General features: G+C 58.0%; 16 protein-coding genes, 1 tRNA gene, 2 pseudogenes and 1 riboswitch. Of the genes and pseudogenes, 10 read left to right on the forward strand and 9 right to left on the reverse strand.

What is annotated here, in order from left to right:
* Positions 1 to 124 precede the first annotated feature (124 nt).
* Positions 125 to 1,573 carry a catalase gene (locus tag BSP75_RS11870; RefSeq protein ID WP_075113315.1) on the reverse strand — a complete coding sequence of 483 codons (1,449 nt, stop codon included), beginning with the start codon at positions 1,571 to 1,573 and terminating at the stop codon, positions 125 to 127.
* A gap of 161 nt (positions 1,574 to 1,734) precedes the next feature.
* Between BSP75_RS11870 and BSP75_RS11875 the strand changes: the two genes are divergently transcribed.
* Both BSP75_RS11875 and BSP75_RS11880 read left to right on the forward strand, forming a co-directional pair.
* Positions 1,735 to 2,232: a GNAT family N-acetyltransferase gene (locus BSP75_RS11875; RefSeq protein ID WP_075113316.1), complete on the forward strand. Its 498-nt coding sequence runs from the start codon at positions 1,735 to 1,737 to the stop codon at positions 2,230 to 2,232.
* A 4-nt stretch (positions 2,233 to 2,236) separates the two neighbouring features.
* A complete protein-coding gene (locus tag BSP75_RS11880) occupies positions 2,237 to 3,091 on the forward strand; it encodes an AraC family transcriptional regulator (RefSeq protein ID WP_075113317.1) in 855 nt (284 codons plus the stop codon).
* A gap of 95 nt (positions 3,092 to 3,186) precedes the next feature.
* Here the strand turns inward: BSP75_RS11880 and BSP75_RS11885 are convergent, their stop codons facing one another.
* Positions 3,187 to 3,774 carry a superinfection exclusion B family protein gene (locus BSP75_RS11885; RefSeq protein WP_005336432.1) on the reverse strand — a complete coding sequence of 196 codons (588 nt, stop codon included), beginning with the start codon at positions 3,772 to 3,774 and terminating at the stop codon, positions 3,187 to 3,189.
* 172 nt (positions 3,775 to 3,946) lie between these two features.
* Positions 3,947 to 4,053: riboswitch (yybP-ykoY riboswitch) on the forward strand.
* Between the two features lie 88 nt (positions 4,054 to 4,141).
* Here BSP75_RS11885 and BSP75_RS11890 point away from each other — a divergent pair.
* Complete coding sequence (locus tag BSP75_RS11890) at positions 4,142 to 5,128, forward strand: sodium:calcium antiporter (RefSeq protein ID WP_075113328.1); 987 nt, start codon at positions 4,142 to 4,144, stop codon at positions 5,126 to 5,128.
* Between the two features lie 70 nt (positions 5,129 to 5,198).
* Here the strand turns inward: BSP75_RS11890 and BSP75_RS11895 are convergent, their stop codons facing one another.
* From BSP75_RS11895 to pepA, 3 genes are all read right to left on the reverse strand, one after another.
* Positions 5,199 to 8,051 carry a valine--tRNA ligase gene (locus tag BSP75_RS11895; RefSeq protein ID WP_075113318.1) on the reverse strand — a complete coding sequence of 951 codons (2,853 nt, stop codon included), beginning with the start codon at positions 8,049 to 8,051 and terminating at the stop codon, positions 5,199 to 5,201.
* 64 nt (positions 8,052 to 8,115) lie between these two features.
* A complete protein-coding gene (locus tag BSP75_RS11900; RefSeq protein ID WP_075113329.1) occupies positions 8,116 to 8,571 on the reverse strand; it encodes a DNA polymerase III subunit chi in 456 nt (151 codons plus the stop codon).
* A gap of 175 nt (positions 8,572 to 8,746) precedes the next feature.
* Positions 8,747 to 10,255 (reverse strand): leucyl aminopeptidase, encoded by a 1,509-nt coding sequence (pepA, locus tag BSP75_RS11905; protein WP_033138248.1) that lies wholly within the window; start codon positions 10,253 to 10,255, stop codon positions 8,747 to 8,749.
* Positions 10,256 to 10,427: 172 nt separating this feature from the next.
* On the opposite strand from pepA, the gene lptF reads away from it, so the two are divergent.
* Complete coding sequence (gene lptF / locus BSP75_RS11910) at positions 10,428 to 11,540, forward strand: LPS export ABC transporter permease LptF (RefSeq protein ID WP_075113319.1); 1,113 nt, start codon at positions 10,428 to 10,430, stop codon at positions 11,538 to 11,540.
* A gap of 25 nt (positions 11,541 to 11,565) precedes the next feature.
* A complete protein-coding gene (gene lptG / locus BSP75_RS11915; RefSeq protein WP_075113320.1) occupies positions 11,566 to 12,636 on the forward strand; it encodes an LPS export ABC transporter permease LptG in 1,071 nt (356 codons plus the stop codon).
* Positions 12,637 to 12,710: 74 nt separating this feature from the next.
* On the opposite strand, the gene BSP75_RS11920 is transcribed toward lptG, so the two are convergent.
* Positions 12,711 to 13,244 (reverse strand): RDD family protein, encoded by a 534-nt coding sequence (locus BSP75_RS11920; protein ID WP_075113321.1) that lies wholly within the window; start codon positions 13,242 to 13,244, stop codon positions 12,711 to 12,713.
* Between the two features lie 143 nt (positions 13,245 to 13,387).
* Here BSP75_RS11920 and BSP75_RS11925 point away from each other — a divergent pair.
* The 3 genes from BSP75_RS11925 (at position 13,388) to BSP75_RS11935 (ending at position 15,652) form a co-directional block, all read left to right on the forward strand.
* Positions 13,388 to 13,473, forward strand: a tRNA-Leu gene (locus tag BSP75_RS11925).
* Between the two features lie 113 nt (positions 13,474 to 13,586).
* Positions 13,587 to 14,612, forward strand: a complete 1,026-nt coding sequence (locus BSP75_RS11930; protein WP_075113322.1) for a site-specific integrase — start codon at positions 13,587 to 13,589, stop codon at positions 14,610 to 14,612.
* Complete coding sequence (locus tag BSP75_RS11935; protein ID WP_075113323.1) at positions 14,609 to 15,652, forward strand: hypothetical protein; 1,044 nt, start codon at positions 14,609 to 14,611, stop codon at positions 15,650 to 15,652. The genes BSP75_RS11930 and BSP75_RS11935 overlap by 4 nt, the downstream gene beginning before the upstream one ends.
* 553 nt (positions 15,653 to 16,205) lie before the next feature.
* Here BSP75_RS11935 and BSP75_RS11940 read toward each other — a convergent pair.
* From BSP75_RS11940 to BSP75_RS11950, 3 genes are read right to left on the reverse strand one after another with little or no spacing between them, the layout of a single operon-like run.
* Entirely contained in the window at positions 16,206 to 17,939 is a 1,734-nt protein-coding gene (locus BSP75_RS11940; protein ID WP_075113324.1) for a LeoA/HP0731 family dynamin-like GTPase, read from the reverse strand.
* Positions 17,911 to 19,650, reverse strand: a complete 1,740-nt coding sequence (locus BSP75_RS11945) for a hypothetical protein (RefSeq protein ID WP_075113325.1) — start codon at positions 19,648 to 19,650, stop codon at positions 17,911 to 17,913. Before BSP75_RS11945 ends, BSP75_RS11940 begins: the two co-directional genes overlap by 29 nt.
* Before the next feature lies 1 nt (position 19,651).
* A complete protein-coding gene (locus tag BSP75_RS11950; RefSeq protein ID WP_075113326.1) occupies positions 19,652 to 20,446 on the reverse strand; it encodes a hypothetical protein in 795 nt (264 codons plus the stop codon).
* 347 nt (positions 20,447 to 20,793) lie between these two features.
* On the opposite strand from BSP75_RS11950, the pseudogene BSP75_RS22165 reads away from it, so the two are divergent.
* Positions 20,794 to 20,940: pseudogene (locus tag BSP75_RS22165) on the forward strand (transposase); the annotation flags it as partial.
* A gap of 62 nt (positions 20,941 to 21,002) precedes the next feature.
* Positions 21,003 to 21,489, forward strand: a pseudogene (locus tag BSP75_RS21275) (IS3 family transposase); the annotation flags it as partial.

The following is a 21,489-nucleotide window of genomic DNA, read 5'->3' on the forward strand; positions in this document are numbered from 1 at the left end:
CCGAAACCAATCAACAGGTTTCGGATTTTTACACATCAGCAGGATCGGTCAATGGATCCTTAACTGATCGGCATTAGGCCATCAGGCCCCCGTTTTGCTTTTGCAGATTTTTCCTGCTTGCGATTTAGCGCTGCAAGGCGGCCAGTGCCAGTTCGACCCGCTTGGCGTACTCGGGGTCGGCTTGCTCGAAGTGTTTGAGCTGGGCCGCGACGATGGCGTCATCCTCCACATTGATGAGGGAGCGCGCCAGGTTGGCGGCGAGCCGTGAACGCTGCCCCTCGTCCATGATCCGGAACAGGTTGCCCGGCTGGCTGTAGTAGTCGCTGTCGTAGTCACGGAAGTCATAGTGCAGGGCGGCCCCTTCCAGACTCAGCGCCGGTTCGTGCTGCTCGCTCGGCTGCTGGGTACCGAAACGGTTCGGCTGATAGTTGGGACTAGCGCCGCCATTGCTGTCCGCCCGCATGGCACCGTCACGATGGGCGCCGTGGTGGAACGGGCAGCGCGGGGCGTTGACCGGCAGCAGACCGTGGTTGACGCCAAGGCGATAGCGCTGGGTGTCACCGTAGGAGAACAACCGCCCTTGCAGCATGCGATCCGGCGAGAAGCCGATACCGGGCACCACGTTGGCCGGGGTAAACGCCGCCTGTTCCACATGGGCGAAGTAGTTGTCCGGGTTCTGGTTAAGCTCCAGCACGCCGACCGGGATCAGCGGGTAGTCGCTGTGTGGCCACACCTTGGTGAGGTCGAACGGGTGGATCTGATAGGTCTGGGCTTCGGCCTCCGGCATCACCTGCACATAGACCTTCCAGCGCGGGAAGTCGCCCCGTTTGATGGCGTTGTAGAGATCCGCCTGACTGGTCTCCCGATCCTGCCCGACAGCGCTGGCGGCTTCTTCATCGGTGTAGAAGCTGTGGCCCTGCTCGGTCTTGAAGTGGAACTTGACCCAGACTCGCTCGTTGGCATCGTTGATAAAGCTGAAGGTGTGGCTGCCGTAGCCGTTCATCTCCCGCAGGCTCTTGGGAATGCCGCGATCGCTGAACAGTATGGTGACCTGATGCAGGGATTCCGGATGGCGGGACCAGAAGTCCCAGGCGGCGGTGGCGCTGCGCAGGTTGGTGCGCGGATCCCGCTTCTGGGTGTGGATGAAGTCAGGGAATTTCAGCGGATCACGGATGAAAAAGACCGGGGTATTGTTGCCCACCAGATCCCAGTTGCCCTGCTCGGTATAGAACTTGAGGGCGAAGCCGCGCACATCGCGTTCGGCATCGGCGGCGCCCTTCTCACCTGCCACGGTGGAGAAGCGCAGGAAGACCGGTGTTTGCTTGCCGATGGCGTTGAACAGATCGGCCTTGCTGAACTGGCTGATGTCGTGGGTCACGGTAAAGGTGCCGTAGGCGCCCGAGCCCTTAGCGTGAACCACCCGCTCGGGAATGCGCTCACGGTCGAAGTGGGCGAGTTTCTCCATCAACCAGATATCTTGCATCAGGATGGGGCCGCGCGGGCCAGCGGTGAGGCTGTTGTTGTTGTCGACGACGGGGGCACCGTTGGCGCTGTGCAGGGTCTTGTCAGTCATGGCTTCTCTCCTTGTTGATATGGGGCTAGCCTACGGATCTGCACTGTGATCGGCCAATGGGCCTTTCCTCGCCCTTTGATAGGCAAGACAAATGGGTGCGGATAGGGGATGTTTCACTGCGCCGGATATTGCATGATGGAGGCTTCGAGAAGGAGCCTCATATGCAGATTACTATCCGTCATGCCGAACCCGCCGATGCCGCCGCCTTGCAGGATCTCTACGCCATGCCCAATGCCCAGGCAGGCACCTTGCAACTGCCTTTTCCGACCTTGGGGCTGTGGCAACAGCGGCTGGAACAGAGCGGTGTGGTGGCATTGGTGGCCGAAGTAGAGGGGCTGCTGGTAGGCCAGCTCTCGCTGCTGGTTGAGCCCAATCCGAGACGCAAGCATGTGGCCGGGATTGGCATGGGAGTGCGGGATGACTGGGCCGGCAAGGGGGTGGGCTCTGCCCTGATGGCCGCGGCGCTGGATCTGGCTGATAACTGGCTCAACCTGCACCGGATTGAGCTGACCGTCTATACCGACAATGAGGCCGCACAGGCGCTCTATTGCAAGTTCGGTTTCACTCAGGAGGGGCTGGCACGCGACTATGCCTTCCGGCAGGGGCGCTATGTGGATGTGTTCCATATGGCCAGAGTGGCGGGGGGCGCCAGTCGCTAACAGCATGGTCGATTATCAGGCCAGATTGCGTCCGGTGATCCGGGCGCTGGAGCAGAATCCCGAGCTCTGCCTCAGTGAGGTGGCCAGTCTTGCCTCGCTCTCCAGTTATCACTTTCATCGGGTCTTTACCGCCGTCACTGGTGAAACCCCGGCCGAGATGCAGCGTCGCCTGCGGCTGGAGCGGGCGGCCCGCTCCCTCTGCTACAGCCGGGAACCGGTGACCGATATTGCCTTCTCGGCCGGTTTTGCCAGCTCGCAGGCCTTTGCCAAGGCGTTTCGCAAGCAGTTTGCCATGACGCCGGGGGCGCTGCGCCAACAACCCTCACTGCTGCAACTGAGCAAGAATGGACACGCCGCCGCCCGTGAGGCTGGTTATGCTGAAAGCCGTTCTGATGAAAGGAGGCAACCGATGAAAACCGAACAGATGGCCCCGCGCACCCTGGCCTATATCCGGGTGACCGGCCCTTACGGCACTGGCTATGAGCCGGTGTGTGACCAGCTCTACCTGTGGTCGGCTGAGCAGGGGCAGGCCGAGGGGGAGTGGATCTTTATCTACCACGACAACCCCGAAATCACCGCGCCCCAGCAGTGCCGCACCGATATCTGCGTCACCGTTCCTGCTGGTACCAAAGGCAGCGGCAATGTGGAGATCCAGCCGCTGGCGGGTGGCCGTTATGGCCAGTCACGTTTCACCGTGACCGACCCGGCTCAATATCCCGCGCTCTGGCAGCAGCATATCGGTGAGGTGGCGGCGGCCGGTTACGAATTTGATGATCGACCCTGTTTCGAGCTCTATCACAGCTTCGATCCGGTGACCAAGGTCGCGGATGTGAGCTTCTGCTCCAGCCTCAAGGGGTAGGGCACAACAAGACGGAAGAGGCGGTACAGAACGTCGCGCAGAAACGAGAGAGCCGGACAGTGTCCGGCTCTTTTGCATCTGGCGGTTGGGGGCGTTTAGCGCTGGAACCCCTTCTGGGCGAACTTGGGTCTGGCGTTCATGATCTGCTCCACCTGTTCGTCGCTCATCTTGCCACGCGACAGCCCCAGCACCTTGTAGGTGAGCAGCGGTCGGGCGGGCAGGGCGATCATCAGGGCGCGGATCTGGTTCTCGTCATCCTTCTCCCGGGTCGGCTTGCCGTAGGCATAGGTGAGGACGCCAGCATCCATCAGGTTTTTGACGGCGGGCTCGGTGATCGGCAAGTTTATGACGCTTTTACGCTGCAGCACGAACTCGCGCAACACCGCTTTTTCGTTGAAGTCGAGGAAGCCGATCATCTGGGCCAGCTGGTCCTGCTGACGGCGTGCCTGCCACTCTTCGCATGCCCACTCCCAGGCGATCAGGAAGCCCTGACTGCAGAAGTAGGAGATGGCGATCAGCATGCCGACCCCCAACCAGGCCGCATGATCCGCAGCCCACTGGCTGACGGCCCCTTTCATCAGCCCGGCCGGAAACAGCAGAATGATGCTGCAGCAGAGCAACAACCAGACCATCAGCCAGTTGAGGCGGTTCAGTTGATAGAAATGTTGGATCCACCGTTTCATTGTTCATCCTTCCCAAACTGTTGTGGATAGTGAACTACCTACAGCAATCGGTGTGCCAACAGCGCAATGGCGGCGGGGAGGGGGCGCTGGCGAGGTTACATTCCCTTACAACTTATTGAATGATTTGTCATTAATTTGCCTTGTGAGGCGGCGGTCGAGTTGGTAAAAAGTCCCCTCAGTCATTGGGGAGTAGCAACCCGCCCGCATTCCGGGCCGGGCCCATGTCAACACTCTTGGATCCTCGCATCCATGGCATGGGCGGCGATAGGCACTATCGCTCTGCAAGACCTTTGGCCTCGATATGCACGCCAGCCGGGCGAGCCATGTCGGGTCCATCGGTTACTCTGCTCGCCTGGCGGTATCTATTATGTTGATTACCCTGCTGTTATTTCTTGCCTCTGCGGTCACCATCTACCTTGCCTGCGAATACTTCGTCAACGGCATCGAGTGGACCGGCCACCACTTCAAACTCTCCCAAAGCGCCACCGGTTCGCTGCTGGCGGCACTCGGTACGGCGCTGCCCGAGTGCATCGTGACCCTCACCGCCCTGCTGATGGGCAACACGACCGCCCAGCAGGAGATCGGCATCGGTGCCGCCCTCGGTGGGCCGCTGGTGCTGGCGACCATCGGCTATGCAGCGGTCGGTGTTACCCTGCTGCTTTGCATGGGGCGTACCGAACGGGCCATCGATGGCGAGGTACAGCGCGAGATTGGTCGGGATCAGCGCTGGTTTATGGGGATCTTTCTGCTGGCGACCGCGCTGGGTCTGGTGGCCTTCACCGGCAAGAGCTGGCTGGCCCCGTTGTTCGTGCTGGTCTACCTCGTCTATGTGCGGCGCGAGCTGAAACAGAGTGACAGCCACGAAGTCGAATTGCCGGAGCCCCTCAAGCTGGCCCCCGATGCGGGGATCCCGCCCCTTGGCAAGGTGTTGCTACAGACGCTGGCTGCGTTGGTGGTGGTGGCGCTGGCGGCGCAGTTGTTCGTCCATCAGCTGGAGAGCATGGGCGAACTGTTTGGCCTCTCGCCGGTGCTGGCGGCCCTGCTGCTGAGCCCGGTGGCGACCGAGATGCCGGAGCTGATGAACGTGCTGATCTGGGTGCGACAGGGCAAGAACCGGCTGGCGCTGGCCAATATCTCCGGGGCCATGATGATCCAGGGCACTATCCCCAAGGCGTTCTGTCTGCTCTTTACCCCCTGGCTGCTGGATGGCGCCATGATGGCCTCCTCGCTGGTGACGCTGCTGGCAGTGGGCTTGCTTTGGTGGGGATTCCGAAAGGGGGCGATGACCGCCGGGCGGTTGGCGCTGGTTGGCCTGCTCTATCTCGGTTTCTGCTGCTGGCTGCTGGTGAGCTGAAACGGGAAGCGCGGATATGAAAAAGCCCCCTTGGGTCAGGGGGCTTTGCTGTAGCGTTTGGTCGCGGCGCTTACAGCGCGGCGATCTCGGCCTGCTGGGCTTCCAGCTTGGTCAGCTGGAGACGGTAATCTTCCAGCTTCTCGCGCTCTTTGGCGATGACCGCTTCCGGCGCCTTGGCAACGAAAGCTTCGTTGCCGAGTTTGCCTTCGATGCGGCCGCACTCACCCACCAGGCGGGCAACCTCTTTGGCCAGACGGGCCAGCTCGGCGTCCTTGTCGATGAGACCAGCCATCGGGATCATCAGCTCGGTAGCGCCGATCAGCTTCTTCACTGACAGGGGAGCCACTTCACCGTCTGCCAGTACGCGGATAGATTCCAGACGGGCCAGGGACTTGAGGAAGGCCTCGTTGTCACCGGCGCGCTGGCTATCCTTGGCATCGCACTTGAGCAGCACGTTCAGGGCCACGCTCGGGGCCACGTTCATCTCGGCGCGGATGTTGCGGATGCCGACGATAAACTCCTTCACCCACTCCTGATCCGCCATCGCGGCTTCGTCCACCTTGGCGGCGTCGAACTCCGGGAAGGCCTGGATCATGATGGTGTCGGCGTGTACGCCAGCCAGCGGCGCGACCGATTTCCAGATGGTCTCGGTGATGAACGGGATGATCGGGTGCGCCAGACGCAGCAGGGTTTCCAGCACGCTGACGAGGGTGTGACGGGCAGCGCGCTGCTCGGCCTCGGAACCCTTGCCCAGTACCGGCTTGGTCAGCTCCAGATACCAGTCACAGAACTGGTTCCAGATAAATTCGTACAGCACGCCCGCGGCGATATCGAAGCGATAGGTATCGAGGGCGGTGCGGAAGTCACGAATGGCCACTTGCAGCTGGGACTGGATCCAGCGATCCGCCAGACTGAACGCCATTTCGCCACCGGCAAAACCACAATCCTGATCTTCGGTGTTCATCAGCACGTAGCGGGAGGCGTTCCACAACTTGTTGCAGAAGTTGTTGTAGCCGTCCAGGCGCTTCATGTCCCAGTTGATGTCACGACCGGTAGAGGCGAGCGCCGCCAGAGTGAAGCGCAGGGCGTCGGTACCGTGTGCCTCGATCCCTTCCGGGAACTGCTTGGCGGTACGCTTGCCGATCTTCTCGGCCATCTGCGGCTGCATCATGTTGCCGGTGCGCTTCTCCAGCAGATCTTCCAGCGAGATACCGTCGATCATGTCGAGGGGATCCAGCACGTTGCCCTTGGACTTGGACATCTTCTGGCCTTCTTCGTCACGGATAAGGCCTGTGATGTAGACGGTCTTGAACGGGACTTGCGGCTGGCCGTTTTCGTCCTTGATGAAGTGCATGGTCATCATGATCATCCGGGCAATCCAGAAGAAGATGATGTCGAAGCCGCTCATCAGCACGTCGGTCGGGTGGAAGGTCTTGAGCGCCTCGGTGTTGTTCGGCCAGCCCAAGGTGGAGAAGGTCCACAGGGCGGAGCTGAACCAGGTGTCGAGCACGTCTTCGTCCTGACGCAGGGTGGTCACGGACGGGATGCTGTGCTTGGCACGCACTTCCGCCTCGTCACGGCCCACGTAGACGTTGCCGGCGTCGTCATACCATGCCGGGATGCGGTGACCCCACCACAGCTGACGGGAGACGCACCAGTCCTGAATGTCGCGCATCCAGGAGAAGTACATGTTTTCGTACTGCTTCGGCACGAACTGGATGCGGCCATCTTCCACCGCTTCGATGGCGGTCTTGGCCATGGGGGCCACGCGCACGTACCACTGGTCGGTCAGCATCGGCTCGATGGGCACGCCACCGCGATCGCCGTAAGGCTGTTGCAGCACGTGATCCTTGATCTCGGCCAGCAGGCCCAGCTCGTCCAGCTTGGCGACGATGGCCTTGCGAGCCGCGAAGCGCTCCATCCCGGCGAACTCGGCCGGCAGGGCGGCGTCGTAGGCGGTGCAGGGGTTGCCGTTGGTATCGACCACTTCGGCCTCGGCACGCACGTGGGCGTCCAGGGTGAAGATGTTGATCATCGGCAGGCTGTGGCGCTTGCCCACTTCGTTATCGTTGAAGTCGTGAGCCGGGGTGATCTTCACGCAACCGGTGCCCTTCTCCATGTCGGCGTGTTCGTCGGCAACGATGGGGATCAGACGGTTCACCAGCGGCAGCAGGATGTGCTGGCCGATCAGCGCCTTGTAGCGCGGATCTTCCGGGTTCACTGCCACGGCGGTATCGCCCAGCATGGTCTCCGGACGGGTGGTGGCGACGATCAGGTAATCCTTGCCTTCGGCGGTCTTGGCGCCGTTGGCCAGCGGATAACGCAGGTGCCACATGTGGCCCTTTATCTCGCGGTTTTCCACTTCCAGATCGGAGATGGCGGTGTTGAGTTTCGGATCCCAGTTCACCAGACGCTTGCCGCGGTACATCAGGCCATCTTCATAAAGACGGACAAACACTTCCTGCACGGCGGCGGAGAGACCCTCATCCATGGTGAAGCGCTCGCGCTCCCAATCCACGGAGTCGCCCAGACGGCGCATCTGGCGGGTGATGGTGCCACCGGACTCTTCCTTCCACTGCCAAATCTTGTCGATGAAGGCATCACGGCCGTAATCGTGGCGAGTCTTGCTCTCTTCTGCGGCGATCTTGCGCTCAACCACCATCTGGGTGGCGATACCGGCGTGGTCAGTACCTGCCTGCCACAGGGTGTTTTTGCCCTGCATGCGGTTGTAGCGGATCAGGGTATCCATCAGGGTTTGCTGGAAGGCGTGACCCATGTGCAGGCTGCCGGTGACGTTCGGCGGCGGGATCATGATGCAGAAGGAGTCTTTGCTGGTGTCGCCGTGGGGCTTGAAGTAACCCTGGGCTTCCCAGTGCTGATAGAGCGCCTGTTCGATGGCGTTGTGATTAAAAGTCTTTTCCATGGTCTCGCCGTAATCTGGATGGATGGAGTCTGGTGTTGATTCTTTATGGATCAATTGGTTGCAGTCAGGGCTGCGCCGGATCCGGTGCGGCAAGGACGGGCTGATCCCTCATTTCGAGGGTATGGCCTGCCTGGCGATAGTGCTTGTAGCGCTCGCGGGCTTGCTGCTTTTGTGTTTCATCAGTGGGGACAAAATCTACCACTTGAGCGAAGTGTCCTGCAAACAAAGGTGTCGCAGTGGCCAGATTGATGAGGCGGGCGTAGCGCCGTTTCGGCGGCTGAAAGCCGATCTCCACCGGGGCCATGCCGCTTTCGCCTTGCAGCTGGTGCGGCACGAAGCGCTCCGGCGGCAGTTGCCACAGCAGTTCGTCGAGGCGCAGGGCCTGCGCCTCATCGTCGCACAACAGGTAGATATGGCCCGCGCCCCACGACTCGGCCGCAAGGGTACAGGCCAGTCGCTCGACCGCAGAGGCCTGCGCGTCATCCTGTTCGCTCATCAGGTAAAAGGTCACTTGGCTCATCAGGTTGATCCCGTTTTGCGGTGACGGACTGTTGACCGCCTCATGAGGCTGACGGGGCATTTCCCCGCTCGCAACTCACTGATTCAAGAATGAAACAAGGAAGAGGCGGGCCTCTTCCTTGTGGTTCAGGGTAACGCCAACCCCGTTGATGCAGGCATCAGACGGGCTGGAGGAGTTACTCTTTCTCTTCGATATCCACGCCAGCCCGGTTGAGCAGGAACTGGGTCAGCAGGGGCACCGGACGACCGGTGGAGCCTTTGTCCTTGCCACTCTTCCAGGCGGTCCCGGCGATATCCAGGTGGGCCCAGTTGTACTTCTTGGTGAAGCGTGACAGGAAGGCGGCTGCGGTGATAGTACCGGCCGGACGACCGCCGATGTTGGCCATGTCGGCAAACGGGCTGTCGATCTGCTCCTGATACTCGTCAAACAGCGGCAGACGCCAGGCGCGATCACCCGCTTGCTCGGAGGCGTTGAGCAGCTCGTGGGCCAGCGGGTTGTGGTTGGCCAGCAGACCCGAGGTGTGGTGGCCCAGCGCGATGACGCAGGCACCGGTCAGGGTCGCCACGTCGATCACGGTTTCCGGATCGAAGCGGTCCACATAGGTCAGCGCATCACACAGCACCAGACGACCTTCCGCATCGGTGTTGAGCACTTCGATGGTCTGGCCGGACATGGAGGTGAGGATGTCACCCGGGCGATAGGCGTTGCCACCCGGCATGTTCTCGCAGCCTGCCAGCACGCCGATGACGTTGATCGGCAGTTGCAGCTGGGCCAGCGCATGCATGGTACCGAGCACGGAGGCCGCGCCGCCCATGTCGTACTTCATCTCGTCCATGCCGTCGGCCGGCTTGATGGAGATGCCGCCGGAGTCAAAGGTCAGACCCTTGCCGACCAGCACGATGGGCTTGGCATCCGGATGACCCTTGTATTCGATGATGGCCATCATGGCTTCGTTGTCGGAGCCGCGGGCCACCGCCAGATAGGAGTTCATGCCGAGTTCGGCCATCTCCTGCTCGCCCACCACCTTGGTGGTGATGTTGTCGAAGGCATCGGCCAGACGACGGGCCTGGGAGGCCAGATAGGCCGGGTTGCAGACGTTGGGCGGCATGTTCGCCACGTCGCGACAGACCCGCACACCCTTGGCCACGGCCAGACCGTGAGCGATGGCTTTTTCACCAATGGTCAGTTCCCGACGCGTCGGCACGTTGAACACCAGCTTGCGCAGCGGGCGACGTGGCTCGGCCTTGTTGGTCTTGAACTGATCAAAGCTGTAGAGGCCCGCCTTGGTGGTTTCTACCGCCTGGCGCACCTTCCAATAGGTATCCCGACCCTTGACGTGCAGCTCGGTCAGGAAGCAGACCGCTTCCATGGAGCCGGTTTCGTTCAGGGTGGTGATGGTCTTGTTGATGATCTGCTTGTACTGGCGTTCGTCGAGTTCCCGCTCCTTGCCGCATCCGACCAGCAGTACGCGCTCGCTGAGCACGCCCGGTACTTGATGCAGCAGCAGCATCTGGCCTGGTTTCCCTTCCAGGTCGCCACGGCGCAGCAGCGAACTGATATAGCCATCGCTGATCTTGTCCAGTTGTTCGGCAACCGGAGAGAGGCGACGAGGCTCAAATACGCCGACTACGACGCAGGCGCTACGTTGCTTCTCTGGACTGCCACTCTTTACACTGAACTCCATGGAATCTCCTACATCCTAAAGACAAAAGGCACCTTTTATTGAATAATGCGGTGCTTGTTGGGGTATCAGAGGCGGAGCGAACAGCCACAGGCTCCGCAGTTCAAACTGGTAAAAATCCAATATACGGCCCTATTTTTCAGGCATTCGACTAAAAACACAAGTTTACTTGGGAATGACTGTGATCGTTTTCCGATATTTGTTCAGGGAAACCCTGAAAACCCAGCTGGCAGTGTTATTCGTATTGCTGCTTATCTTTGTCAGCCAACAATTTATCAAGATCATCGGTGATGCCGCCGATGGCGAGGTGCCGACACGTCTGGTCTCCACCCTGCTGCTGCTCAACTTGCCCAATATGGCGCTGTTGATGCTGCCTATCAGTCTCTTTTTAGCCATTTTGTTTGCCCATGGTCGCCTCTACGCCGAAAGCGAAATGACGGTGATGCATGCGGTCGGCTTCAGTCACCGTTTCGTGATGCGCAGCGCCATGTTGCTGGCCTTGCTGACTGCTGCCGTCGCGGCGTTCAACACCGGCTGGATCGCCCCGCAAGCCAAGGAGCGCGAGTATCAGGTGATCGACGAGTTCAAGGCGGATCCGGGGATCTCTTTCCTGCAGGCGGGCCGCTTTATGGAGCTCGACAAGGGGCGTCTGGTTGCCTATATCCAGGATCTGAACGACAACGGCTCAAAACTGCAAAAGATCTTCGTGCTGCAGCGGGCGGAGGGGAACAATCCTCCCTCGGTGGTGGTGGCGACCGAAGGGGTGGTAACGGTCGATGAGAAAGGTCTGCAGTGGCTGACCCTGATGGATGGCTCCCGCTACGAGGGGAACTTCTCCGGCAAGCAGTTCCAGATCTCCGATTTTCGCGAATATGGTCTGGTGATCCGCCAGCAGGAGATGGAGCGTTCCAACCGCAAGGCGGCGGCCAAGCCGACCATGGAACTGTTCGGTACCCAGGACAACGCCATGATGGCGGAATTGCAGTGGCGTATCTCGCTGCCCCTCTCCATTCCGGTGCTCACCCTGCTGGTGGTGCCGCTGGCGCGGGTCAACCCCCGTCAGGGACGCTACGCCAAGCTGCTGCCAGCCATCATGCTCTATCTCTCCTACTTCCTGCTGCTCAGTGCCGCCCGTTCGGCCATTGACAGCGGTCGGCTGCCCTACTGGCCGGGCATGTTCCTGGTACCGCTCGGTTACCTGCTGTTTATCGGCTTGCCCCTCAATGTGCAGGGCACCAGCTGGTGGAACGGGGTGAAAGGGCGCTATTTCAACAGAAAATCAGCATGATGCTGCAACATAGGAACTTCTGCTGATGTTTGGCATTCTCGATAGGTATATCGGTCGGGTCATTTTCATGTCGATCCTGCTGTGTGAAATCACGCTGGTTGGTCTGGCAGGGCTCATCAAGTATGTGGAGCAGCTCAAGTCGGTCGGTGACGGCAACTACGACATGATCAACGCCCTCTACTATGTGCTGCTATCCATGCCCAAGGAGGCGGTGCTGTTCTTCCCGCTGGCCGCGTTGCTGGGTGGCCTGATTGGTCTGGGTCAGCTGGCGACCAGCTCCGAGCTGGTGGTGATGCAGGCGGCGGGTCGCTCCAAGATCAGTATCGTGATGGCGGCGCTCAAGACGGCGATCCCGCTGATGATCCTGGTGGGGTTGATGGGGGAATATGTGGCCCCCATCGCCAAGCGGATGGCAGATGATATCAAGGCGGGCGCGCTGTCCGAAGGTCGTTTGACGGTCTCCGCCTACGGGGTGTGGGCTCGCGATGGCAATAACTTCGTCAATATCAACGGGGTGCGTAACGATGGAGCCCTCACCGGCATCACCCTCTATCGCTTCACCCCCGAGCGCAAGCTGATCGACGTGGTGCAGGCGCAGGAGGGAGTGTTTGAGCGCCACCACTGGTTGCTTAAGCAGACTCAGGTTACCGGCTTCGACGACCTGGCGCAGATCCGCAGCGAACAGCACGCCACGATGGAGTGGAACTCGGAGCTGACGCCCAAGCAGCTGGGGGTGGTGAGTATCGACCCCGAGAACCTGTCGGTCTCCGGTCTGCTCGACTACATCGGCTATCTCGATGCCAACAAGCAGGATGCCGGTCGCTACAAGCTGGAGATGTGGCGCAAACTGCTGTCACCACTCTCGGTGGTGGCGATGATCCTGCTGGCCTCCTCCTTCATCTTCGGCCCGCTGCGCTCGGTGAGCATGGGGGCGCGGATGCTAATGGGGATCATGACCGGTTTCGCCGTCTATGTGAGTGATCGGGTGTTTGGCCCCATCAGTCTGGTCTATGCGGTACCGCCGATTCTGGCGGCCGTCGCGCCCAGCCTGCTGTTTGGCGGTATCTCCTTCTACATCCTCAGTCGCAAGCAGTAATCCGCACGAGGTTATGAGGCAATGCAAAGAGGGCACCTGTTGGTGCCCTCTTTCGTCGCTGCATTAAACCGGTATTACTTGTTCAGCAATTCCAGATTTTCCTGCTTGCTCAGCACAATCACCTCGCACTCGGCCCAGATATCCTGGAACGCCCGTGGGCGCTGGCGGTTGAACAGGCACATCAGGTTGCCCAGACCAAAGGCTGCGGTGGCGAGACGGATCAGCGCCTGGGTGACGCGGATATGGCTGCCATCCTCGTTCTGAATGCGCAGCCGCCAGGCGCGCATGCCGACGGTCTGGCCAGCGCGGGTCCAGAACCAGGTGTAGAAACCGCAGATGACAAAGGCGAGCCACAGGGTGTAGAGCAGGCTCAGGTGGTGGCGGGTCAGCAACCAGACGGTATCTTCACCCGCCGGTACGCTGGCCATGCCGGAGACCAGCAGCAGCTTGGCGACACCCATGCCGATAAAGCCGGCGATGATCAGCAGGGAAGTCACCACCAGCGCATCATAGATCAGGGCACCTAGGCGACGCAGCAGACCCGCTGACGGGTATGGCTGAGTGGCAGGAGAGGGGGATTTGTGTTGGACTTTTTTAGGCTTGGCCATCGTTTTTATTCCATTAAGATGATGGCGGCATTCTATGTAACTGGCCCCGCATCGGCAAGGCGTTGAATAAATGAACAAACGGGTGTGTTCAATCGAAAAACACCTTGCATGACATCGCGCCATTCGTATAATCCCTCGCAGTTGCCCGGGTGGCGAAATCGGTAGACGCAGCGGATTCAAAATCCGCCGGTGAATAACCGTGTCGGTTCGAGTCCGACCCCGGGCACCATTATTAAACCCTGTTTGGTCAACAGGTTAACGTAGCTGATGCGGCGTTATGTCTCCTGAGTACTGCGGTTGAAAACCAAAACTTCGTGCAATTTCGTGCAAAGGGTTTCAACCATGGCAAACATTCAAAAAATCACCGGTAAGCGTGGCAGTAGCTATCGCGTCCAGTTCATGAAAAATGGCCGTCGTATCGGTCAAATCTTCAAAACCAAAAAAGCAGCCGAAGCCTTTATGGCACAGCTCATTGTTTACGATGACATGGCCGATGCTTTGACGCACTCCAGCCTTTCCACAATCCTAATTGATTCCGCAATAACGGCATTTCTCGATCAGTACAAAGGTCGTGATCGTTCGATCATCCAACGTCTTGGCTGGTGGGCTGAACGCCTCAAGGGCAAGCCCGTCGGTAAGGTTTCTCGGCAGCACATCAAATCCGCTCTCGAGGCTCTCCAAAAAGATGAGAAAAGCCCCAGCACGCTCAATCGCTACAAAGCGGCCATTTCTTCCTTATTCCAATGGTTCAACGACAAGCACGACGTTAAGCACAACCCCGCCCGTGAAGTTCGCCAGAAGACTGAGGACAATGGCTACACCCGCTTCTTATCTGATGATGAGCTGTCCCGCCTGCTGAAAGCCGCAAGTACCAGTAAGTGGGAACGCTTGCATCTGCTTATCCACATGGCTATCGCCACCGGTGCCCGTAGGAGCGAGCTGATCAATCTGAAATGGTCAGACCTCGATTTTCAGCGTAAGACGGCGAACCTAGAACACACGAAGAATAGTTCGAAGCGTGTTTTGACGCTGACAACAGCTGTTATCCAAGAGCTAATGCCGTTTCGCCAGGTGGGAGATGCCTATCTGTTCCCCCACACTTCGGAGCTGCATGGTCCGTTTGAACATTTCGATCATCACTGGAAAGCATGCCTTATCGAGGCCGCAATCACCGACTTCCGATTCCACGATTTGCGCCATACCTGCGCCTCCTTACTTGCCATGAATGGTGCCACCCTGTTGGAGATTGCCAACCACTTGGGACACAAGACGCTGGCTATGGTTATGCGGTATGCCCACTTGTGTGTGGCCCATAAATCAGCCCTGACAGAACGTGTTTTTGGTGACATATCGAGCATTGAAAAATGAAAAAATACGAATACAACGATGAAAATGAGGACGAATTTCTACCGACCAAAAGATTCTTGGAGGACTGGCATAAGCAGGACCCGCGGCAACAAAATCCTTTTTTGTATGAGCCCCATAGAGCGGACATACGCAGGATTAAAGGCGTGCTTACAAACTTCCGCAGCTTGTGGGCGGAAAAGATTGTACCACCCGATTGGATGATGGATTTCATGGCCGATGGTGCTGGCAAATTTTGTGCTAATGGTGTGCCATGGCCGACAAATGCAAAGCGATCTCTGTGCCCGCGAGTGGTCGGCATGGTGCAAGTCATCTATGAACGCTTCGGAATGAGCGATGGGGTCAGCGACCAAAAACTCCGAAGCGAAATAGCAGCCGAACTGGATTGCCATTCTCATACGGTAGGTAACTATCTAACCATCACTGGGAATGACGTCGAGTATCACGTCGACTTCTTTCGGTGGGTGTACCCAGCACAAGATTCGCCGGATATGCGCAAAGCTGAACGGTATGAAATGCTCAGCACCCTCACGGAGTTGGCCAAGTATCACTATGATCACGATGAACTTGACCTGACGAAGCTTTGGGTCCCCTTTACGCCGCTTCCGAATGACTTAGTGGAGCGAATTCCTCGGTTTCGCGATGCGAGGCGGCTCATGCGTCGTAAAGAAGAGGATCGCAACACGATACAATTGCTGAACCAAGTTAATGACCTTCAGGAACAATTACTCGAGCACATGCGTGAAATCCTACGGGAAGAAACGCAGGAACTCTTGGACTTTAAATCTGGTTCTACGGAATTGCCGGACCTTTTAAGCCGATGGGAGGGCCTTTTGAACCGCTGGCAGGGCCTTCAGGAGCGATGGCATGATCTTGAGGACCTATGGTTGGAACTTGAGAATCGATGGCAGGAACCTGAGAACCGGTGGCAGTACCTTTTGAACCGAAGGCAGCTCATTGAGAATCAATGGAGGGGCCTTAATGACCAACTACTTGGAGTAACCAAAAGCGGTCACTCTGAGCCTGTAAATCATTCTGTGTAACTACCCACTCCATTACAGGTGACCGTTCAAGCGGTCACCCAATTCGACAATAAAGCGATTCAGGGCAAGCTTCTCAGGGTGTACAGATCTAAATAACTGTTCCGAATAGTAGATCACAGGAGGAAGGGAACTCAGTCCAGTTTGTGCGATCTGATTAGTCGCCAAACAAAACCAATCACACCCAAAGGACTGAGTTGATGGCCATCTTACCACCCATGCCGCGGCCACAACGGCGCGCATTCATAAAATCATCCACTCCACCCGTGACCACTTTAGGAACACAGCCTAGGCCAAATTTTGGCTTAGCGGCTGAAACGGCCTTTTCAAACTCACGGCCTGACATACCGCAGTAAATAAGAGTATCTCCTTCCCATACCGCATATACCCCGGCAGCAACTGGCGGCAGGTCCGGATTGGGCCATGCCGAAAACTTTTGCCTCGAAGAGAAATTCGCCATAAGCCTGCTAACGTTTGAACTCAGGCCGCGGCCCGTCAGGGACGTCGGCCTGCAGCGAATGGTTGGGCGCCGACGCCAGCGCCCCTCGCCATTCCTTCAAACCGTCGCTTTCAACCGCGCTGGCGTCGACGCAAGTGCATTCAACTTAGCCTTCACACCCTGAAGCTTGGCCTGATTGGCTCTGATAAAAGCCGAGCGCTCCTCCACCGTTTCCACGATCTTCTCGAACGCCTTGAGCTGTGGTGCAAAGAAATCCAGCAGCTTTTCGTCGTCGCCGATGATGTTGTAGATATCCTTGAAAGCACTTTTGATCACCTCGGCAATCGACTCCTTGGCGCTCTTCAACTCTTGTTCCAGTTCATGCGCTTTGTATGCGCTGAGCAGGTCCGAGGTAAGAGTGATGGCTGCACCTGCAGGGCCTGCCCATTTCGAAATGGCTCCGGCGATTTTAGTCGCCTGCCAGGGCTTGAACTTGATCGCGACACCGGTCACCGCGCTGAGCGCATCGCGGGCCGCGAAGACCGCGCCCTTGATTATGTCTGGGCTCAGATTCGCAATGCCTTTGGCAGCACCACCCATCGACTTCAATGCACTGTCGCCCATGGCATTGAGAAAACTTTCGCTGGAGTTGAGCTGGCGGCCAATATCCTGAGAGATTCGACAGGTCACTTTGGACGATTGATCGAATGAGCGGTCGATCGCACCCTTGATCTTCAGGTTCAGCTTGAAGCCTATGCCTTCCTCGGTGTAACCGAGTTCGTCCTCGAGGAATTCACGAATGTTTTCCAGGCCAAGAGGACGGAGCTTGCCCAGCAAACCTTTTTCAAGGTTCTGAAGTTCCTCGAAGAGCTCGCCAGCTAATCGCTTGACCTCGCGGCGGCCCGTGGCAATGTCCTGACTGATGCGTGCCGATTCTTCGGCATTCTGTTCGGCAAAGACCTTGAGTTGCTCCAATTGCTCTTCGGCGCGTAGTACATGCTGGCCGACAACATCCCGCACCACATCCAAACCTGTCTTAGCGATCAGCATCGCCGGCACATTGTTCCGCAGCACTTCTGTGGTCATGGCTTTGAGGTCGTTGATGCGCGAGCGGCTTTCATAGTGCTCCGGCTTGCCGAACCAGAACGGTAGGCCACGCCCATTGGGGTTGGATGCCAGGCAGACAATGTTCAGCCTGGCCATTTCGTCCGAGCTGAGATTGGCCGCACGCTGCAGTTTGCCCTTGAGGTTGTCCTTCTTTATCGTAGCCTGGGCATCGAACAGCACTTGTTCAGTGAGGTCGGTCACTTCGTCCATCTTGTTAATCACGAAAATGGTCGAGGACAGCTTGTTCAAGTCCCGCAGCACCCACTTGACGATGTCGTAGTGGCTTTCCTTGAGCGGGTTAGTGGCGTCCACCACATACAGAATCAGGTGCGCCTCCGAGATGTAGCGCTTGGTCAGGTCTTCGTACATCACCTGCTCGCCGTCGACACTCTTATCCTTGTCGCCGAACAGGCCGGGGGTGTCGACGATTTCGCACTTTTCCGGCAGCCCCTCTGGGGAGTAGATGGCCAGGCGGTCGGAGGACTCGTCCATGTCGATGTTCATGTCAGCCATGACCTTGCCCAACCAAGCGGCAATCACGCTGGTCTTGCCATCGGAAAAAGCACCGAGCAAGGCGATACGCAGAACGTCGGACTCGACCGCCTGTACCGCCGAGTCTATTTTCTGCAGCTCGCTGCCGACATCCGCGCCCATCTCGCCCAACTCGTCGAGCACTGCTCGCAGTTGCTCCAACCCTTTGAGTGCGGTCTGCTTCTCAGCATTGAACTGATTGAATTGTTCCATAAGGCATGCTCTCCAGTTGTTCTTTGGTACGGGTCATCAGCGCTATCTGCTGTTCGATGATCTTCAGAGGGCGCCTGAGCGACTCGTCAAGTTGCTGCACACGAGACAACACGGTCTCATCAATTTGCTTGAGCACGGGGGCAAACAGCGTTTTGCGCTCTTCCTTCAAGGCTTTATGTGCTTCAAAACAGGCTTCATCGATCTTCTCCTGCACTTGCCCCTGCGCCTTGCGAATACGCTTTTCCTTGCCGGTGAAGACGCTCAGCAAACTGACCAGGATGCCCACTAGAGCACCGGCAGCAGCGCCTATCAGGTTACCTATCACAGGAAAGGCTGTGCCGATACCTGCCCCTGCCAATGCGTAGGAGCCTATGTTGAAGGCCATCCAGCCATAGTCACCCAGCTCAAGGCCAAGGTCCAAGTCAGGTGTCTTGTAATTGATGCTCAGGGTTTCGGTGTCATAGAGAAGCTGCTCGAACTCCACCCGTGCAACGTCCTCCAATAGGCGCTGAATGGCCTGCTGCAGGTCTTTGCCCAAGTCGTCGAGGTACCGCTCGAACTGCTCCTGCAGTTTTTCTTTGAGCGAATTCTGCCGGGTCTTGAAGGCACGATTGATCTGGCTGGAAATAGCGTCGTTGTCGCCGAAATGGCGTTCGACGATATCGTCGGCGTCTTCCTTCAGGCTATTGAACAGATTGTCCCAAAGGTTTCGCCTTCCGGTCATGACCAGCCGTTCGAATCGCTCCACGGAACCCTTGATCGCTTCGCGGCACTTATCAAACTCTGGCTTGGATCTAGCCACAAATGCTTCATGGGCGGAGTGCAATGATTGCAAGGTCGAGATGTTTTCAACCAGCAGTTCGTACACCTTGGTCTTGTTGCTCTCGACCATGTCTTCGCGGAACGTCGCAAGTTTGGAATGCAGCACTTTGGCGACCGACTTGATCTGGCTGAATTCGTACATCGCTTTCGACGAGGCGAAGTGCTTCTGATAATTGCGCTGCTGAATGACCAAGTCTCGGCCACGGGCAGGGGCGATTGTCGTGCGCCCAGTTTGCGCATCGCTCGCCAGCGACGAAAACGCTAGCAGGCCCTGCACGCAGTAGCCGGGCTGCAAGACCTTGCTGCCCAATACCGAACGCAGCACGTCCTCGGTCTGTTGCAAGGCCGCGGTAGCTCCGCCGTGCGCTGTCAGCGACTCGCGGTCTTCCTCGAACTCGTAGGCATCAGCATTACCACGCACGTTGACCAAGGGACAGACCTGAGTTCCTAGCCGCAGATAGGAACGAATTTTCTCTGCGGTGGCCTTTTCAGGCTTTTTATTGGTGCCGTTCACATAGAGGACAAGATGAGCCTTGGCCACCGCTTCGCGAACCATGTGCGCGTACTTGCTTTCGTCACCCTCTATACCGGGCACGTCGATCAGCTGAAAACGTTTGCCCTTGTAGTTCAGGGGGTAGAGCGTGTTGCCCTTGGTGAAATCAGCTTCACCAGTGCCGATGATCAGCCCGTCTACCCGGCGTGTTTGAGCCTTCTTACGCTCGTACGCCAATAACTTGTCATGCAGTGCTGTGAGTTGCTGATTGACCAGAGCATCCAGCGCCGGGGAGCGAGCCTCGATGTATTGGAGGGCAGGCGCATCATCCGAGGAAACAGGCAAGGGCGTTGAGGTAGCCTCATCGAACAGTTCATCGAGTTCATGTCGGGACATTTCAGGCTCCTGCCAACGTCAGGACTGCCGCCATAGCTGAGGCGCCGATCAAAACCCCACCGATGCCGAACAGGGCCAAGCGGATCTTGAAACGCGATATCGCATGCGCTTGCGCAATTTCCAGACGCAGTGAGGTTTCCTGCTGTTCCAGTGCTAGGCGTGCGTTGGACTCCTGTTCGGCGAGATCGCGCTTGGCCCTTGCGTCAGCCTCGGCTATCTGCTGGCGATGCGCTGCTACCTGTTGTTGCACCGCAATGCGTGCCTCAGCTTCTTGCTGGGCAAACCGGGTTCTTGCATCTGCTTCGGCTTGGGCAATCTTGTTTCGTTCCTGGGCTTCGCTCTGAACAATTTGCATCAGTCGGGCTGTGCTTTGGCTGATGCTGGCCATTTCACCTGTGTACTCACTGTACAAGGCCCGCAAGCCTTCGCGGACGTGTTCGAGCTGAGCGGTAAGGGCCTGGGAGAACTGTTCCAGGTCGTCGTCATGTTGTTGCAGCAGTGTCTGGCGGGATTCTTCCTTGAACAGGATGCGCAGAGATTCGATGATCGTGCTCTTGCCCGCGTTGGTCTCACCGAAAAACGCCAGAGTGAACGTGTCCCACTCGGCATGGGTTTTCAACTGCTGCAATTCGCTGTCGAATCGGCCCCGTATGTCACGCAGCTTGGCGGTGATATTACCGATTTCTCGCTTACCATCCTTGTGCTCGACATTGAGCGCGAGAATGTTTGCCATTGCGCTGCCAATGCTGTCCGACACATCGGTATAGAGGCGGTTTAGGTCTTCAGGGGAGTTCATTACGCGTCCTTGTGATGAGGCTATGCCAAGCAGGGTTCCGTTCGGCAATGCACTCAACGAACTGGACGTCCTGACTGTTGATAGGTGGATGTTCAGAAGCAGAGCCAAAGAGGGTAAGCTCTGGAAGCCTTCACCGCCACCCTGCGCTATGGTAACAAGCACTCACTTCAATGGGAATTCGTGACGCCCAACAGTGATTAGATAGAAGGCGATACTAATCCAATAGCAGAGCCTTCCGTATAACTCCGCTCAGCCCTGATAGTTGCCACGAAAAAAATCAAATCTGAATCGCCCCCAGTTCCCTAGACACCTCACAGCCTTAAAATGAGGCAACTATTGGAGGTGTTATGACCCGTCAGCGTTACCCAGAAACATTCAAAATCGAAGCCGTTAAACAAATCACCGAGCGCGGACGGCCGGTGGCTGACGTTGCACGTGCCCTTGGGGTATCCAGCCACAGTCTGTATGCCTGGCTCAGGCAGTACGGTAAGCCCGCTGACCAGCAGCTCGAAGAGTCTGCCTTGCAAGCCGAGATACGCCGCCTGAAAGCCGAACNCCGGTGGCTGACGTTGCACGTGCCCTTGGGGTATCCAGCCACAGTCTGTATGCCTGGCTCAGGCAGTACGGTAAGCCCGCTGACCAGCAGCTCGAAGAGTCTGCCTTGCAAGCCGAGATACGCCGCCTGAAAGCCGAACTGCGCCAGGTCACCGAAGAGCGCAATATCCTAAAGGAGGCCGCCGCGTACTTTGCCAGCGAGTCAAGGAAAGGTACGCATTCATAACCTCCCGACTCGACCGGTACAGTGTCGTTACCCTGTGCCAGACCCTGGGGGTTCACCGAAGTGGCTTCTACGCGTGGCTGAAACAGCCCGTATCGCCACGACAGCAGGAGGACGAACGACTGATCGGATTGGTCAAGCAATCCTGGTTGGAAAGTGGTGCTGTCTACGGTTATCGCAAGATCCATCGCGACCTTCGTGACGCAGGGGAAGCCTGCGGCAAGCACCGAGTGGCCAAATTAATGAGGCGGGAAGGGCTGCGTTC

Origin of the sequence: Aeromonas sp. YN13HZO-058, assembly GCF_001921245.1 — a bacterium.
GTDB lineage: Bacteria > Pseudomonadota > Gammaproteobacteria > Enterobacterales > Aeromonadaceae > Aeromonas > Aeromonas allosaccharophila.